The organism is Clostridiales bacterium (genome assembly GCA_025757645.1).
GTDB lineage: Bacteria > Bacillota > Clostridia > Oscillospirales > Oscillospiraceae > CAG-103.
On record CP107216.1, the window covers coordinates 2,298,009 to 2,312,595 of the forward strand.

At 64.7% G+C, this 14,587-nt stretch carries 14 protein-coding genes and 1 pseudogene; 5 read left to right on the top strand and 10 right to left on the bottom strand.

Going from position 1 to position 14,587, the window contains the following annotated elements; all coding sequences use genetic code 11:
• Positions 1-93 precede the first annotated feature (93 nt).
• Positions 94-627: a biotin transporter BioY gene (locus tag OGM61_11145; GenBank protein UYI84385.1), complete on the top strand. Its 534-nt coding sequence runs from the start codon at positions 94-96 to the stop codon at positions 625-627.
• Between the two features lie 74 nt (positions 628-701).
• Here OGM61_11145 and OGM61_11150 read toward each other — a convergent pair whose 3' ends face one another.
• Entirely contained in the window at positions 702-2,114 is a 1,413-nt protein-coding gene (locus tag OGM61_11150; GenBank protein UYI84386.1) for an alanine:cation symporter family protein, read from the bottom strand.
• Positions 2,115-2,332: 218 nt separating this feature from the next.
• Between OGM61_11150 and OGM61_11155 the strand changes: the two genes are divergently transcribed.
• Together OGM61_11155 and OGM61_11160 are read left to right on the top strand one after the other, a co-directional pair.
• On the top strand, positions 2,333-3,001 hold the full coding sequence (locus OGM61_11155) for a DUF2461 domain-containing protein (protein UYI84387.1): 669 nt from the start codon (positions 2,333-2,335) through the stop codon (positions 2,999-3,001).
• Positions 3,001-3,918 (top strand): membrane dipeptidase, encoded by a 918-nt coding sequence (locus tag OGM61_11160; GenBank protein ID UYI84388.1) that lies wholly within the window; start codon positions 3,001-3,003, stop codon positions 3,916-3,918. The genes OGM61_11155 and OGM61_11160 overlap by 1 nt, the downstream gene beginning before the upstream one ends.
• A gap of 62 nt (positions 3,919-3,980) precedes the next feature.
• Here the strand turns inward: OGM61_11160 and OGM61_11165 are convergent, their stop codons facing one another.
• The 4 genes and pseudogenes from OGM61_11165 to OGM61_11180 all read right to left on the bottom strand — a co-directional run bounded on the left by OGM61_11165 (position 3,981) and on the right by OGM61_11180 (position 7,054).
• A complete protein-coding gene (locus tag OGM61_11165) occupies positions 3,981-4,625 on the bottom strand; it encodes a flavin reductase (GenBank protein UYI85596.1) in 645 nt (214 codons plus the stop codon).
• A gap of 135 nt (positions 4,626-4,760) precedes the next feature.
• A pseudogene (locus OGM61_11170) lies at positions 4,761-5,960 on the bottom strand (FprA family A-type flavoprotein).
• 37 nt (positions 5,961-5,997) lie between these two features.
• Positions 5,998-6,306 carry a thioredoxin gene (trxA, locus tag OGM61_11175; GenBank protein ID UYI85597.1) on the bottom strand — a complete coding sequence of 103 codons (309 nt, stop codon included), beginning with the start codon at positions 6,304-6,306 and terminating at the stop codon, positions 5,998-6,000.
• Positions 6,307-6,382: 76 nt separating this feature from the next.
• Positions 6,383-7,054, bottom strand: coding sequence for a Crp/Fnr family transcriptional regulator (locus tag OGM61_11180; protein UYI84389.1), 672 nt, complete (start codon positions 7,052-7,054; stop codon positions 6,383-6,385).
• 197 nt (positions 7,055-7,251) lie between these two features.
• Between OGM61_11180 and OGM61_11185 the strand changes: the two genes are divergently transcribed.
• Together OGM61_11185 and OGM61_11190 are read left to right on the top strand one after the other, a co-directional pair.
• A complete protein-coding gene (locus OGM61_11185) occupies positions 7,252-8,436 on the top strand; it encodes a serine/threonine-protein phosphatase (protein ID UYI84390.1) in 1,185 nt (394 codons plus the stop codon).
• Positions 8,437-8,512: 76 nt separating this feature from the next.
• Positions 8,513-8,770 carry a hypothetical protein gene (locus OGM61_11190; GenBank protein UYI84391.1) on the top strand — a complete coding sequence of 86 codons (258 nt, stop codon included), beginning with the start codon at positions 8,513-8,515 and terminating at the stop codon, positions 8,768-8,770.
• A gap of 69 nt (positions 8,771-8,839) precedes the next feature.
• Here the strand turns inward: OGM61_11190 and OGM61_11195 are convergent, their stop codons facing one another.
• From OGM61_11195 to rplQ, 5 genes are all read right to left on the bottom strand, one after another.
• A complete protein-coding gene (locus OGM61_11195) occupies positions 8,840-10,591 on the bottom strand; it encodes a peptide ABC transporter substrate-binding protein (protein ID UYI84392.1) in 1,752 nt (583 codons plus the stop codon).
• Between the two features lie 185 nt (positions 10,592-10,776).
• Entirely contained in the window at positions 10,777-12,000 is a 1,224-nt protein-coding gene (locus OGM61_11200) for an aminopeptidase (GenBank protein ID UYI84393.1), read from the bottom strand.
• Between the two features lies 1 nt (position 12,001).
• Complete coding sequence (locus OGM61_11205; protein UYI84394.1) at positions 12,002-13,375, bottom strand: HAMP domain-containing histidine kinase; 1,374 nt, start codon at positions 13,373-13,375, stop codon at positions 12,002-12,004.
• Positions 13,372-14,046, bottom strand: coding sequence for a response regulator transcription factor (locus OGM61_11210; protein UYI84395.1), 675 nt, complete (start codon positions 14,044-14,046; stop codon positions 13,372-13,374). Before OGM61_11210 ends, OGM61_11205 begins: the two co-directional genes overlap by 4 nt.
• Positions 14,047-14,214: 168 nt before the next feature.
• On the bottom strand, positions 14,215-14,556 hold the full coding sequence (gene rplQ / locus OGM61_11215) for a 50S ribosomal protein L17 (protein ID UYI84396.1): 342 nt from the start codon (positions 14,554-14,556) through the stop codon (positions 14,215-14,217).
• Positions 14,557-14,587: the final 31 nt, after the last annotated feature.

Consider the following 14,587-nt stretch of genomic DNA (forward strand, 5'->3'; position numbering starts at 1 on the left):
ATTTTTCAAAACCGGTTGACAATTTGGCGCGCGTGTGCTATCGTCCGATTGTCAAGTAGTTCTTTGTTTTACTTTACAATCGGAGGAGATCCTATGAAATTTTCGACCAGAGACCTGTGCTTCTGCGCGATCGGCGCGGCGCTCATCGCCGTGTGCGCGTGGATCAGCATCCCGGCGGACGTGCCGTTCACGCTGCAGACGTTTGCAATCTTCACCGTGTGCGGCCTGCTCGGCGGCAAGCGCGGCACGGTGAGCGTGCTGGTGTATCTGCTGCTGGGCGCGGTAGGCGCGCCGGTGTTCGCGGGCTTTCGCGGCGGGTTCGCGTCCCTGCTCGGCACGACGGGCGGCTACCTCGTCGGCTTTGTGCTGCTGACGCTCATCATCACCTTCGCGCAGGCGCACTGGGGGCAGGGCCAGTGGGTGTTCGTGCTCTCGGCGGCCGTGGGGCTGCTCGTGTGCTATGCGTTCGGAACGGCGTGGTTTCTCATCGTCTACACCCGCACGGGCGCCATCACGCTCGGCGTGGTGCTGGCCAAGTGCGTGCTGCCGTTTCTGCTTCCGGACGCGGTCAAGCTCGCACTGGCGACGCTGCTGCGTGCGCGGCTGTACCGGCGCATCCCCGCGTGACAAAGCGCCTGTACGGCGAAAAACACCGGCCGAAACGGCCGGTGTTTTTCTGTTCTGTTCTGTTTTCGGAAGGCTCAGTTCCAGTAGTCCGTACCGGTGATGCCGATGTCGGCGGCGTGGAACTCGGGGTTCTTGCCCTCCTTGCGCTGGCGCATGTAGTCCTTGAGCACGGCCAGACCCTTGTTGCTGAGGATGAGGATGACCGGGATGTTGATGATGACCATCGTGCCCTGGAGCATGTCGGCCGTATCCCACGCGAGGCCGGCGCTGACGATGGCGCCGACGAACACGAGCGCCGTCGCAGCCAGACGGAACACCGTCATGCCCGCCTTGCTCGGGTCGCGCCGAAGGATATACTTCAGGCAGCCCTCGCAGTAATAGTAGTTGCCGATGAGCGTCGTGAACGCGAACAGGCTCATGGACACGGCGATGAAGATGGGGCCGAAGCTGCCGAGCGCCTGCTGCATGGACGCCTGCACATAGGCCGCGCCGGCCGCTTCCTTGGTCGGCTCAACGCCGGAGCACAGGCACATGAACGCCGTGGCCGAGCAGATGAGCAGCGTGTCGATGAACACGGACAGCATCTGCACGAGGCCCTGCTTGGCCGGGTGCGAGACGTCGGCCGTGGCGGCCGCGTTCGGCGCCGAGCCCATGCCGGCCTCATTGGAGTACAGGCCGCGCTTGATGCCCCACATGATGCACGAACCAGCAAAGCCGCTGAACGCCGCCTTGAAATTGAACGCATCGCGGAAGATGTTGGCGATGACGCTCGGGAAGATCTTGATGTTCATGAAAATGACGACGAGCGACACGAGGATGTACAGCACGCCCATGACCGGCACGAGCACGCCCGTGATATTGGTCAGGCGCTTGCCGCCGCCGAGCACGCACGCGGCGAACAGCACCGCCAGGATCGCGCCGATGATGTACGGCGTGCGGCCCTTGGCGTAGAAGCCAAAGCCAGCGAAGGCGTCCTGCAGATTGTAGGACGCGAGCATGTTGTAGCCGACCACATAGGTCAGGATGAGCACGACGGCAAAAATGACGCCGAGCCAGCGCTGGTGCAGCGCCTGCTCCATGTAATACGACGGGCCGCCGACGCAGCCGCCCTTGCCGTCCTTTTTCTTATAGACCTGCGCAAGCGCGGACTCGATGAAGGCGCTCGCCCCGCCGAGCAGCGCCACGACCCACATCCAGAACACGGCGCCGAAGCCGCCGAGGCAGATGGCCGTGGACACGCCGACGATATTGCCGGTGCCGACGCGCGACGCCGTGGACACCATGAGCGCGCCGAACGAGGAAATGCTGCCCTTCTCCTTCGGCTTTTCCGCGACGACGTGGATGGACTCGCCAAACAGGCGGAACTGGATCAGACCGGTGCGGATCGTGAAATACAGGCCCGCGACGATCAGAAACAGCGGCACGATGTACGGCTGATATAAAAAGCCGCCGATCGCATTGACCACACTGTCAATTTTGTCAATCATGATTTGTCTCCTCTGCAATTTTTCATTTTCCCCGCGGCAAAGCAGCCGCGCGATAGATAGTATACAAAAGATTTGTCAAAAATGCAACCATAATTCAGCAATGTGACAAAAACCCTGAAAAATACAGGGTTTTCTCCACGGTGCAGCCTCTTGCGCGGGCGGATATTTCGGCGTAAGATAGGGATACTTTCCACGCGGAGACAAGGAGCGAAACACACATGTTCACAGGCTTTTCCGACGCAACGATCGACTTTCTCTGGGAGCTGCGCTTTCACAACGAGCGCCCGTGGTTTCTGGAGCACAAGCAGGTATTTCTCGACACGCTCGACCGGCCCATGAAGGCGCTGGCTGCGGACGTGACGGCGGCGCTCGAGCAGGCGTACCCCGACCGGAAGTGGTATCTGCACGTGGCGCGCATCTACCGCGACGCGCGGCGGCTGCACGGCAATGGGCCGTATAAGGAGAACCTCTGGTTCACGCTGCGGTGCGACAGCAGCCGCGGGCCGGAGATCCCGGCGTTTTATTTCGAGATCACGCCGCACAACTACAGCTACGGCATGGGCTTTTACTGGGCGAAGGCGAACACGATGGCGTGCTTCCGCCGCGCGATCGACGCCGATCCCCTGCCGCTGACGGCACTGGCCGAGCGCCTGAACGCGCAGGATACCTTCGTGCTCACCGGGCAGGACTACGCCCGCGCGAAGGGCGACCCCGGCGCGCTGCTGCGCCCGTGGTACAATAAGCGCGTGCTCGACCTCTCGTGCGTGCGCGAACACGACGACCTGCTCTTCTCCCCCGCGCTGACAGACGCGCTCGTGCGCGGGTTCGGCTTCCTGCTGCCGTACTACGACTATCTCGAGGCCGTGACGCGGCGGGAGGATGCGTGATGCGCTGCTTTGACGGCCACTGCGACACGCTCGCGCGCTGCATGACCACCGGCGAGAGGCTGCGGCAAAACGGCGGCCACGTCGATCTTGCGCGCTGCGCGGCCCTCGGGCAGCACGCGCAGATCTTCGCCGTGTTTGCCGACAGCAGCAAAACAAGTGCCCCGCTCTACACCGTCGCGCAGCAGCAGCACGCGCTGCTGGAGCGGGAATGCGCACGCAATGCCGATCTCGTGCGCCGCTGCCGCACGGCGCGGGACGTGCGCGCCGCCTGGGCCGCCGGGAAAACGGCCGCGCTGCTCGGCATCGAGGGCGCGGAGCTGCTGGAGTGCGACCCGCGGCGGCTGGACGACGCGGCGGCGTGGGAGTGCGTATACGTGACGCTGACGTGGAACCACGCAAACGCCCTCGCAGGCTCGCACTGCGACGCGCAGGCGCAGGGGCTCACGGCGCAGGGGCGCGACTTTGTGCGCGCGCTGTATGCGCATCGGATGCTGCCGGACGTGTCGCACCTGTCGGAGGCGGCGGCGTGGGACGTGGTGCGCCTCGGGCTCGGCCCGGTGATCGCCTCGCACGCAAACAGCCGCGCCGTGTGCGCGCACACGCGCAACCTCTCGGACGACCTCTTTCGCGCCATCCGCGACAGCGGCGGCGTGGTCGGGCTGAACCTCTACACGGACTTTCTCGGCGGCGAGGGCATGGACGCCGTCGTGCGCCATGTCGAGCACCTGCTCGACCTCGGCGGCGACAGGACGCTCGCGCTCGGCGGCGACCTCGACGGGTGCGACACGCTCGGCGGCGGCATCACCGGCGTGCAGGACTACCCAAAGCTCTATGCGGCCATCAAAGCCTGCGGCTATGACGCCGCGCTGCTGCAGGATCTCTTCGCCGACAACTGGCTGCGCGTGCTGCCGAAATAACGGAAACATACAATGCCCCGCCGCAGAAACCTGCGGCGGGGCATTTTCTCTATCAGGATATCTTACGCGAGCGGTTTGAAATCGGACTTCGGGTGGTGGCACAGCGGGCAGACAAAGTCGTCCGGCATATCCGCACCCTCATACACGTAGCCGCAGACGGTGCAGACGAAGCCGACGCGCTTTTCCGCAGGCTTGGCCTCGTGCTTGACGAAGTCGGACGCCGGGTGCTTGCACAGCGGGCAGATGAAATCGGCCGGGAGCGTCTCGCCCTCGTACACGTAGCCGCACACGGAGCAGACCCAGGTCGCCTTCTCGGCAGGGGCGAGCTTCGGCGGCGCGGGCTTGATGTGGCTGCGGTAATAGTCATAGGTCACGGTCTCGTCGTTGCTGAAGAGCTTGGACTCCGTGATCTCGGCGATGAAGAGCCGGTGGCTGCCCTGGTCGTAGCTCTCGACGACGCGGCAGGAGAACATGGCGTTCGTATAGCGGTTGATGTAATACAGGCCGTTGTCACTGCGGGCGCAGTCGGTCCAGTCTGCGAACTTGTCCACATCCGCGCCGGACTGGAAGCCGAAGTGCTGGAAGAAGGCAAACGGCACTTCCTTCGTCAGCAGCGAGAGGTTGAACACACCGGTGCGCTCGATCATGCCGCAGGTGTAGTTGGCCTTGATGACCGAGATGGAGATGCGCTCGGGCTTGTTGGCCATCTGGATGGCGGTGTTGATGACGCAGGCGTTGTCCTTGTCCCCTTCGCGGGCGGAGAGCGCGAACAGGCCGTACTGGAACTTGAAGAGCGCGGCGGGGTTCTGCTTGCCCTCGTTGACGATCGGGCGCGGCTTCGGCATGGAGGCCACGAGCGCGTCCGCGATCTCGGCGAGCGCGGCGAGCTGGTCGTCCTTGAGCGAAGATTTGATGGTGAGCGTCTCGTTGAGGATGTTCACGTTCTTGAGCTTGGAGAGGATGCCGCGCATGAGCTTGCCGGCCGTCGGCGCCCAGGAGCCGTTTTCGATCAGGGCAATGGTGCGGTTCTGGAGGTTGTGCGCAGCGATGTCGAGCAGCGCCGTCTCCATGTTGCAGAAGATGCCGGCGTTGTACGTCGTGGACGCGAACACGAGGTGGCTGCAGCGGAAGGCCTCGGCCACGACATAGCTCGGGTGCGTGACGGAGACGTCGTACATGGCGATGTTGCGCACGCCGCGCTCAGCGAGCATGGTGGCGAGCACCTGCGCCGCGTTTTCCGTGTGGCCGTAGACGGAGGAGTAAGCGATGAGCACGCTGCCCTCCTGCTCGGGCGTGTAGGAGCTCCACTTGCTGTACTTATCGACGAACCAGCCGATGTTCTTGCGCCAGACCGGGCCGTGCAGGGGGCAGATCATGCGGATGTCGAGCGTGGCGGTCTTCTTGAGCAGGGCCTGCACCTGCGTGCCGTACTTGCCGACGATGTTCGTATAGTAGCGGCGGGCATCGGGCAGCCAGTCGTGCTCGAAGTCGTACTCATCGGCATAGAGATTGCCATTGAGCGCGCCGAACGTGCCGAAGGCATCGGCGGAGAAGAGCGTGCCGGTCGTGGTGTCGAAGCTGACCATGACCTCCGGCCAGTGGACCATCGGCGCCATGACATAGGCAAACGTGTGCTTGCCGAAGCAGTAGGTATCGCCCTCGGCCACGAGGATGGCGCGGGCGTCAATGTCAAAGGTGAAGTAGTTGCGGATCATGTCGCGGATCTTCGCGTTGCAGATGATCTTCGCCTCGGGGTAGCGGCGCACGGTCTCCTCGAGCGTCTTGGCGTGGTCGGGCTCCATGTGGTGCACGACGATGTAGTCCAGCGGGCGGCCGCCAAGGACATGGGCGAGGTTTTCAAAGAATTGACCGGCGACGGACTGGTCCACCGTGTCGAGCAGGACGGTCTTTTCGTCGAGCAAGACGTAGGCGTTGTACGACACGCCGCGCGGGATGGGGTACACGCTCTCAAACAGGGCCAGACGGCGGTCGGATGCGCCGACCCAATACAGATCCTCGGTCATTTTCACAGTGCAATGCATATTGGTCTCCTCCTTCTTATCCACAATTCCCCCGGTCTCAGCCGAGGAGTTTGAGCAGTTCTTCCTTCGGCGTCACGCCGACCTTCACAGCCGCGGCCTGGCCGCCGCGGAACACCATCAGCGTCGGGATGCTCATGATGCGGAACTGGCCCGCGAGCTCCGGCTGCTCGTCCACGTTGACCTTGCCGAACTTGTATTCCGGGTGCTCGGCATCGAGCTCCTCGACCACGGGGGCCATCATGCGGCACGGGCCGCACCATGTCGCCCAGAAATCCACGAGCACGGGCTTGTCGGACTGCAGGACCTCCTGCGCAAAGTTTTCTTTCGTCAGTGTAATCATGATGATCTTCCTTTCTGGAATTGTCGTCTGTATTCGTATGTGCTGATTTTAACAGATTTTCCACCCGCGTTCTGTGGCAAAGTCACATTCCGGCGAGGCGGCGCAGTTTTTCGGCGTCCGCGACCGTGACCGTGCCGCGGCCGAGCGAGACGATGCCGTCGTCGGCGAAGTGGCGCAGCATGCGCGTGACGGTCTCGCGCACGGCGCCGGTGTCGCGCGCGATCTGCTCGTGCGTGGCGCGCACGGGCGCGCGGGCGTGGTCGGACTCGTCCCAGAGATACTGTGCGAGGCGCTTGTCAAAGCTCGTGAACAGCAGCTGCTGCATCGCCCACATGACATCGGAAAAGCGCTCGGTCGCAAGGCGGTACATGCAGCACTCGACATGGATGTTCTCCGCCGCAAGCTGCTGGAACACGTGCGCGCCGAGGATGAGCAGCTCCGTCGGCGCATCGGCCACGAGCTGCACCTCGAACGTGATCTGCCGGATGACGCACGCCGCCGCCAGCACGCAGGCGTCCCCGTCCGTGAGGCGGTAGAGCGTGATCTCGCGCCCGTCGTCCGAGAGCATGCATGCGCGCAAGCGGCCGCTCTGCACCCGGATCATGCCGAGGCACTGCCCGTCGCACCCGTGCACGAGCGCGCCGCGGTCATACTGCGCCAGGCGCGCGCCGCGCCGCGCAAGCTCGCGCTGCGGCTCGGTCAGGTTCGGCCAGAAGGGCAGCTGCTCGAGCGCCGCGGCCAATCGTTCGTTCATATCCGTTCCCCCATCGCCGCCGGACACACGGCGGCGCTCTTTTTGACCAGCATAGCACAAAACCGCCGCCGATGGAATCCCCACGGCGGCAGTTTTTGGCGAGATTTTTTCCGCATCCCGCCCGACAGCACGTTGACAAACCGGCCGCCGAACGGTACGATAGCAGCAGAAAACACGCAGCAAGGGAGGGACGCGCGATGCGGGCGCTGTGTTACGCGCAGACAAACATCGGCTCCGGCCGGGACAACAATGAGGATAACTACTACTGCAACGGCACGTTCAAGCGCGACCCCGCCATCCCCGTAGCCGAGGTGGCCGCCGAGCAGGAGAGCCAGCGGCTGATCTACGGCGTGTTCGACGGCATGGGCGGCGAGGCCAACGGCGAGCAGGCGGCGCTGCTGTGCGCGCAGACGCTGCACCAGTGCAGCAGCGACGAGCCGTTTGACGCGCTCGATTTCTTCCGCCGGGCAAATGTCGCCGTGTGCGACATGATCGCGGCCAGCGGCCAGATCGGCGGCTCGACCGCCGCGACCGTACACCTGACCGGCAACCGCGCCTACTGCTGCAATGTCGGCGACAGCCGCATCTACCTGCAGCGCGGCGGCGCGCTGCAGCGCATCTCGCGCGACCACACCAAGTATCAGGAGCAGCTCGACGCCGGCGCTGCCGCCGCCGACGCGGCCGACAACCCGGACAGGCACGTGCTCACGCAGTATCTGGGCATGCTGGGCGTGCGCCAGCGGCTCATGCCGTATTTCGCGGCCAGCGTGCCGCTCGCCGTGGGCGACCGGCTGCTGCTGTGCACCGACGGGCTGACCGGCAAGCTCAGCGACAGCCAGCTGCAGACAGCGCTCGGCGCCGACCTGCCGCTGCCGGAGCTGGGGCAGGCGCTCATGGTGCAGGCGCTCGCGGCCGGGCCAGGCGACAACATCACGCTCGTGCTCATCGAGATCACGGCGCTCGACGCGGAGACGGCCGTGCCCCTGCCCCAGCCGCCGGCCGAGGAACTGTCGCAGACGCGGCGGTTTGAAGTGCCGGCCGCACGGATCGCCGAGCAGGAGACCCAGCGCAAAAAGCACGCGCACGCGCGCCGGCGCGAGATTATCCTGACCGTGGCCGTCGTGCTGGCCGTGCTCGCCGCCGTGATCGCGGCGCTGTGGCTCGCGGTCGGCAGCATCCCGCGCAAGCACCCTGCCCCGGCGTCCACGCCGGTGCAGACCGTGGCCCCCACGCCGACGCCCGCGAGCGTGAACCCGCCGCAGATCATTCTGCCCCCGCCGCCGACGCCGGAGCCGGAACCCACCCCAGAGATCACGCCGGAGCCGTCGCCCGACACGACGCACGTGCCCGAGACCGCCGCACCGGAAAACTTACCCGGTTGACGCGCAGCGCCCGGATGCGTATAATAGCATTGTGAAAGATTCGACACCTTTTGAGGTGCATGAGGAGGAACATCGGATGCGCACACACCACGCCCTGCAGCCCCGCTCGCCGGAGCAGGCATCCTACAGCATCGGCCGCCGCGACGGCAAGCAGTTTCTGAAGCTCTACCGCAGCTACCTGCACGGCACGCTCGCCGGAACGCGCGAGCCGGTGTATGAGGGCACGGTCGTGGAGAGCGCAGATGACTGGCGGCTGACCGCCGTGCTCGCGCTCGCGCCGATGACGCTCGCGTTCGCGTACCTGATCGTGATGCTGTTTTTCGTGTTCCTGTGATATTTCATATTGCAACAGCCCCACCGCCGGAAACGGCGATGGGGCTGCTTTTTGCATTCACATTTCTATTCACTTTTCCACCTGCGCGCCCATCAGGTACTGCGCGCCGAGCGGGCCGGACAGCAGGCCCTGCACGTGCGTGTTGCACAGGTAGGTGTCCGTGTACCAGTAGAGCGGGCAGACAGCGCCCGTCTGCATGAGCAGCGTCTCGGCCTGGTGCATGAGCGAATAGCGCTCGGCCGTGTCGCCGCTGCTCTGGATGCGGTAGAGCAGCGCGTCATACGACTCGGCCCAGGTGCAGTTGTCGCGCGTGCGGCCGTCGAGCGTGACGCTGTAGCCCGCATAGTCCGCGTGCGCGCCGCGGCCGAGGGCGACGCAGTTGCTGCCCGCGCCGCTCGCCCAGAGGGAGAGAAACGGCATGGGATCGTCCACATCGGCGCTGAAGCTGCAGCGCGTGATCGAATAGCCTCCGGCGGCGCGGCTGGCGAGGAAGGTGTCCATGTCCTGCGCCGTGACCGCGAGCGAAATACCGTAGCGGCCGTAGAGCTCCGTGAGATAGTCCGCGATGGCGACGTGGCCTGCCGCGTCGGACGTCAGGTACGTCAGCTCCGGGAAGCCGGCGCACACGCCCTGCGTGCTGACCGTGAACCGGCCGGACGACTCCGCCGCCTGCCGCAGGAGCGCGATGGCCTGCTTGCAGTTGGCCTCGTGATCGCTGCCGTAATAACCGCCGCCCTTGCCGTCCGCGCCGTTGTGCGCGATGAAGGCGCTGCCGTCGGCGTCCGAGACGCCGGACGGGATGGGCGCGTTCGCGCTCTGCTGTGCGCCGGGCGTGATCTCGCTGCACAGATAGCTGCGGTCGATGAGCAGGGCGAGCGCAGTGCGGATCTGCGCGCGCTCCGTCTGCGAGAAGGCGCTCAGCGCCGGGTCGCTCATGGAAAAGCAGAGGCTGTACGTGCCGAGCTGGCTGACGGTGCGCAGCTCGGGCGCGTGATTTGCACGCAGGTCGTCGAGCGCGTCATCCGGTACGGGCCAGCTGAGCGCGTATTCGCGCGCGAGGAAGGCGGACGCCGCAGCGTTGGCGTCGCTCTGAAAGACGAAGCGCACCGTCTCGGCCGCGACGTTGTCCGCGTCCCAATAGGCGGTATTTTTCGTGTAGGTGAGGCCCTCGGTCGTCCACGCGGTGACCGTGTACGGCCCGCTGGTGACAAAGGCCGCGCCGTCTGCCGTCCAGCTCGTGGTGTCCGCCGCGCCGGAGGGCACGGGTGCATACGCCGGCTGGGCGCACAGCTGCAAAAACGTGGGCATGGCCTCCGCGAGCACAACGGTGAGCGTGCGCCCGTCGGCCGACGCCGTGACGTTCAGCCGCCCGGTGCCGTAGCCGTCGATGCAGGCGAAGAGATACGGCGCCGCCGCGTCACTGAGCGTGCTCGCCCGGGTCCACGCATAGACGAAGTCCGCCGCCGTGAGCGGCGTGCCGTCCGACCACGTGAGCCCGTCGCGCAGGGTGAACACATACTGCACGCGCCCGTCGGGCAGGGACTCCGGCTCGGGCAGGGCCGCGCACAGCTCGGGCGTGAGCTCGGCCTTGCCGTCGCCGCCGGCGCGGTAGCCGGTCAGGCCGGCAAAGAGATTGACGACATACGTCGCGCCGACGCCGTTTTCCGTGCGCGCGGGGTCGAGCGCTGCCGGCCCGGCACCGAGGCACAGCGTCAGCGGTGCGCCGGCATCCGGCGCGCGCACGGTGCTCTCCGATGCGCGCGTGCAGGCGCTGAGCAGCAGCGCCGCCGCGATCAGGGTGCACAAAAGGGCTCGCTTCATGCCGGTCACCTCCTGTCGGGTGCAAGTAAGCGGTAAGATTTTCCGTGCAGGCGTATCTTACCACACGCGCCGCGAAAATGCAACGGTTTCCTTCTCAAATTCCCCACTTTCAAAGAAAAATGGTGCGCTCCAGAATCGGAGCGCACCACATTTCGCGGTATTTCGACGAAAAAATGGGGTTTCGGTCAAAAAGCCCATGTCCCGTCCCGGAACACGGGGACGGTGCGGCCGTCGCGGCAGTGCGCCGTAATGGCCAGATCCGGCGTGCCGATCATGAAATCCTCGTGGATCATGGAGTCGTTCACGCCGAGCGCGCGCATCTCCTCGAGCGTGCGGTTCGGGTAGTCGCGGATGGTGTCGATGAAGCCCATGCCGAGCGCGAGGTGGCAGCAGGCGTTTTCATCAAACAGCGTATTGTAAAACAGGATGCCCGTCTGGTTGATGGGGCTGTCATACGGCACGAGCGCGCACTCGCCAAGGTAGGCAGAGCCTTCGTCCATGGCGATGAGCTTTTGCAGCAGGGCCTCGTTCGTGCGCGCGTGCGCCTCGACGGCGCGGCCGTGCTCGAAGCGGATGGAGAAATCCTCGATGAGCTGGCCCTGGTACGACAGCGGCTTCGACGAATAGACGATGCCCTCTGCCTCGCCGCGCTTGGGCGAGATGAAGCACTCCTCCGTGGGCAGGTTGGGGTTAAAATAGCTGCCGCCGATCGTGTACTCCCCGCCGCCGCAAAACTGCGCCTCGGGGATCATGCCGACGGTGAGGTTCGTGCCGTTGGATGCATGGTACTCCAGCGACGCGATGCCGAGGCTGTTGAGGTGGTCGCAGCGCGCTTGCAGGTCGGCATTGTGCGCGTTCCACGCGGCGATAGGGTCGTCGTCCACGCGGCAGGTGTGCAAAATTGCCTCCCAGAGCTTTTCGACGGCGCGGGCCTTCGTCTCGTTGGGGAACACCTTTTTCGCCCACGCCACGCCGGGCACGGCCGCGATGCACCACTGGTAGCGGCCCTCCATCTGGTCGCGGTAGGGCTTGATGACACCATAGCGCCCCTGTCGGGCGCGGGCCATCTTCGCGGGGCTGACACCGCGCAGGCCGTCCGGATCTTCGCTGAGCAGGTAGATACGGCACGGGAGCGTATCGACATAGTGCTGGAGCTTCGCGCGCTCCCAAGCCTCGACGGTCTGGAGCGTTTTGACACTCTCGCGCCGGATGGCGAGCTTTTCGAGCGCCTGGTGCTTCCACATGACCGTGACCTTGCGCGCCCCGGCGTGATAGCACGCATCGGCGACCATGGTCACGAACTCCGGCTGGTCGAGCTCGGCCTCGATGACGACGTCCTGCCCTTTCTGCACACGCGCGCCGACCTCCGCGATCAGGCGGGCATAGGCACGCAAAACGGTTTTTTTCATATCAGCTTTCCTCTTTTCCGTGGTGTTCGGGCAGCGTGACCGTGAACGTCGTGCCGTGGCCCGGCGCGCTCGTGACGGCGACCGTGCCGCCGTGGAGCGTGACGATCTGCTGCACCATCGACAGGCCCAGGCCCAGACCGGCGTTTTCCTGCCGGCTGGGGTCGGCCTGATAGAACCTCTGCCATATTTTATCCAGATTTTCCTGTGAGATACCGATGCCGTTGTCCTGCACGGTCAGCTCGGCCCCGGCAGCCGTGCGCCGGAGCGCGACATGGATCCAGCCGCCGTCCACGCCGAACTTGAAGGCGTTATCAAGCAGGTTCTGCACGACGCGCGAGATGAGAAAGACGTCCATGTCGATGAAGATGCCCGGCTCGGCCGCGCAGCTGATGCGGATGCCGCGGCGCGCGACCATGGCCTGCTCGTCGCAGATGACGGTGACGAGATCGGAGAGGTCGGCATACTCCCAGTTGACCTTCTGCGTGCCCTGATCGAGCCGCGTGATCTCGAGCATGCTGCGGATGAGCGCCGACATCTTGTGCGCCTGCCGGTCGATGACATCGAGCGCCGCCTGATAATCCGCGGGCGTCTGCGCATTTTTGCGTGCGTCCTCGCAGGCGGCGAGGATGACGGTCGTCGGCGTGCGCAGCTCGTGCGAGGCATCGGACGTGAAGCGCTGCTCGGCCTCGAACGAGCGCTCAAGCCGGTCGAACATGTTGTCAAACGACGCCGAGAGCTGATAGATCTCGTCGCTGCCGCTCGTGTGCGGCAGACCGATGCGCGCCTTGAGGTCCTGCCCGTCGGAGATGGCGTTGGCCGTGGCCGTGAGCTGGCGCACGGGGCGCAGGGCGCGGCTGGCGATGAAATAGCCGCCGATGACCGACAGCACGAGCAGCACCGGCAGCAGCGACCACGCCAGCGGCAGAATGACGCGCATGACGCCGCCGTTGGCATCCGCGTCGATGACGCCGCGCAGCCAGACGCTGCCGACCATCATGTCCACGTGCACATCATAGACGTAATATGCATTGTCCCCGCAGTCGACCAGGCGCACGCTCTCCCCGTCGAGCGGCAGCGGCTGCGCGGGCGTGAACTCCGCCGGGAACGTGCCCTGCAGGACGTTGCCGTCCGCGTCATAGAGCACGGTGTAAACGCCGCTGCGGTTATAATGGATGCGGCTGAAGCGGAACTGGCGGTTATTGTACTTGACGCGGTTGGCGTTGTGCTCGACCATGCGCACGAGGCGCGCCTCGGGGTCGTTCGTGGCGACCGTGCCGTTGACGGCGAGCAGGAACGCGAGCACCAGCGCCTCGATGACAAACATCATGAGCGCGAACCAGCCGGTGATGCGCAGCTTTAGTGACGGACGTTTCATGTTTCCTCCCGCAGGACCCAGCCAACGCCCCAGACGGTGTGGATGAGCTTGGTGGAATAGTCCGCGTCGATCTTCCGGCGCAGGTAGCTCATGTACACGTCCACAACGTTCGAGCCGCCGCTGTAGTCATAGTTCCAGAGATGGTTTTCGATCCGTTCGCGCGAGAGCACGACGCCGCGGTTGCGGATCATATATTCGAGCAGGGCAAACTCCTTGGCCGAGAGCGCGATCGTGCGGCCGCCGCGCGTGACATGGTGCGAGGCGGTGTCGACCGTGAGGTCGGCGACGGTAAAGACATTCGTGGCGCTGCCGCCGCGCTTGCGCATGACGACGCGCAGCCGGGCCAGCAGCTCATCGAACGAAAACGGCTTGACAAGATAGTCATCCGCCCCGGCGTCGAGCCCGCGCACGCGGTCGGGCACGCTGTCTTTCGCCGTGAGGAAAATGACCGGCGTCTCGTTGCCGCTCTCGCGCATCTGCGCCAGGAGCGAAAAGCCGTCCATGCGCGGCATCATCACATCGAGCACGATGGCATCGTACTCCGCGCCCTCCAGATAGTCCAGCGCCTCCACGCCGTCAAAGCAGGCGTCGACGCTGTAGCCCTCGGCAGTGAGTGTTTTGGCGAGAATGCGGTTGAGGTCCTGTTCATCTTCCACGACCAGAATGCGCATACACGTCCCTCCTTGTTGTCTGTCTGAAAGATGATTATACCACAGACAGTACCGGCCTGTAAAATACGAAAACGCACCGGCTGCAAACTCTGCGAGGCTTTTTGCAGCCTAAAAAAATGCACCGGCCGCAAAACGGTCGGTGCATGATAATTGGTGTTCGGATGCTCCTTACACGAGCTCGATGACAGCCATCTCGGCCGCATCGCCGCGGCGGGTGCCGATGCGGGTGATGCGGGTGTAGCCGCCGTTGCGGTCGGCATACTTCGGGGCAACTTCATCGAACACCTTCTTGGCAACATCCTCGCGGGTGATGAAGGCCAGCGCCTGACGGTAGGCGGTCATGTCCTTCTTCTTGCCAAGGGTGATCATTTTCTCGGCGAGCGGCGCGATCTCTTTTGCGCGGAAGACGGTCGTCTCCATGCGGCCCATGTCGAGCAGATCCGTGACCTGCTGACGGAGCATCGCCTTGCGCTGATCGGTGGTCTTACCGAGTTTCCTTGTTCCGGGCATATCGGTTTTCCTCCTTGATAAGAGTAACTGG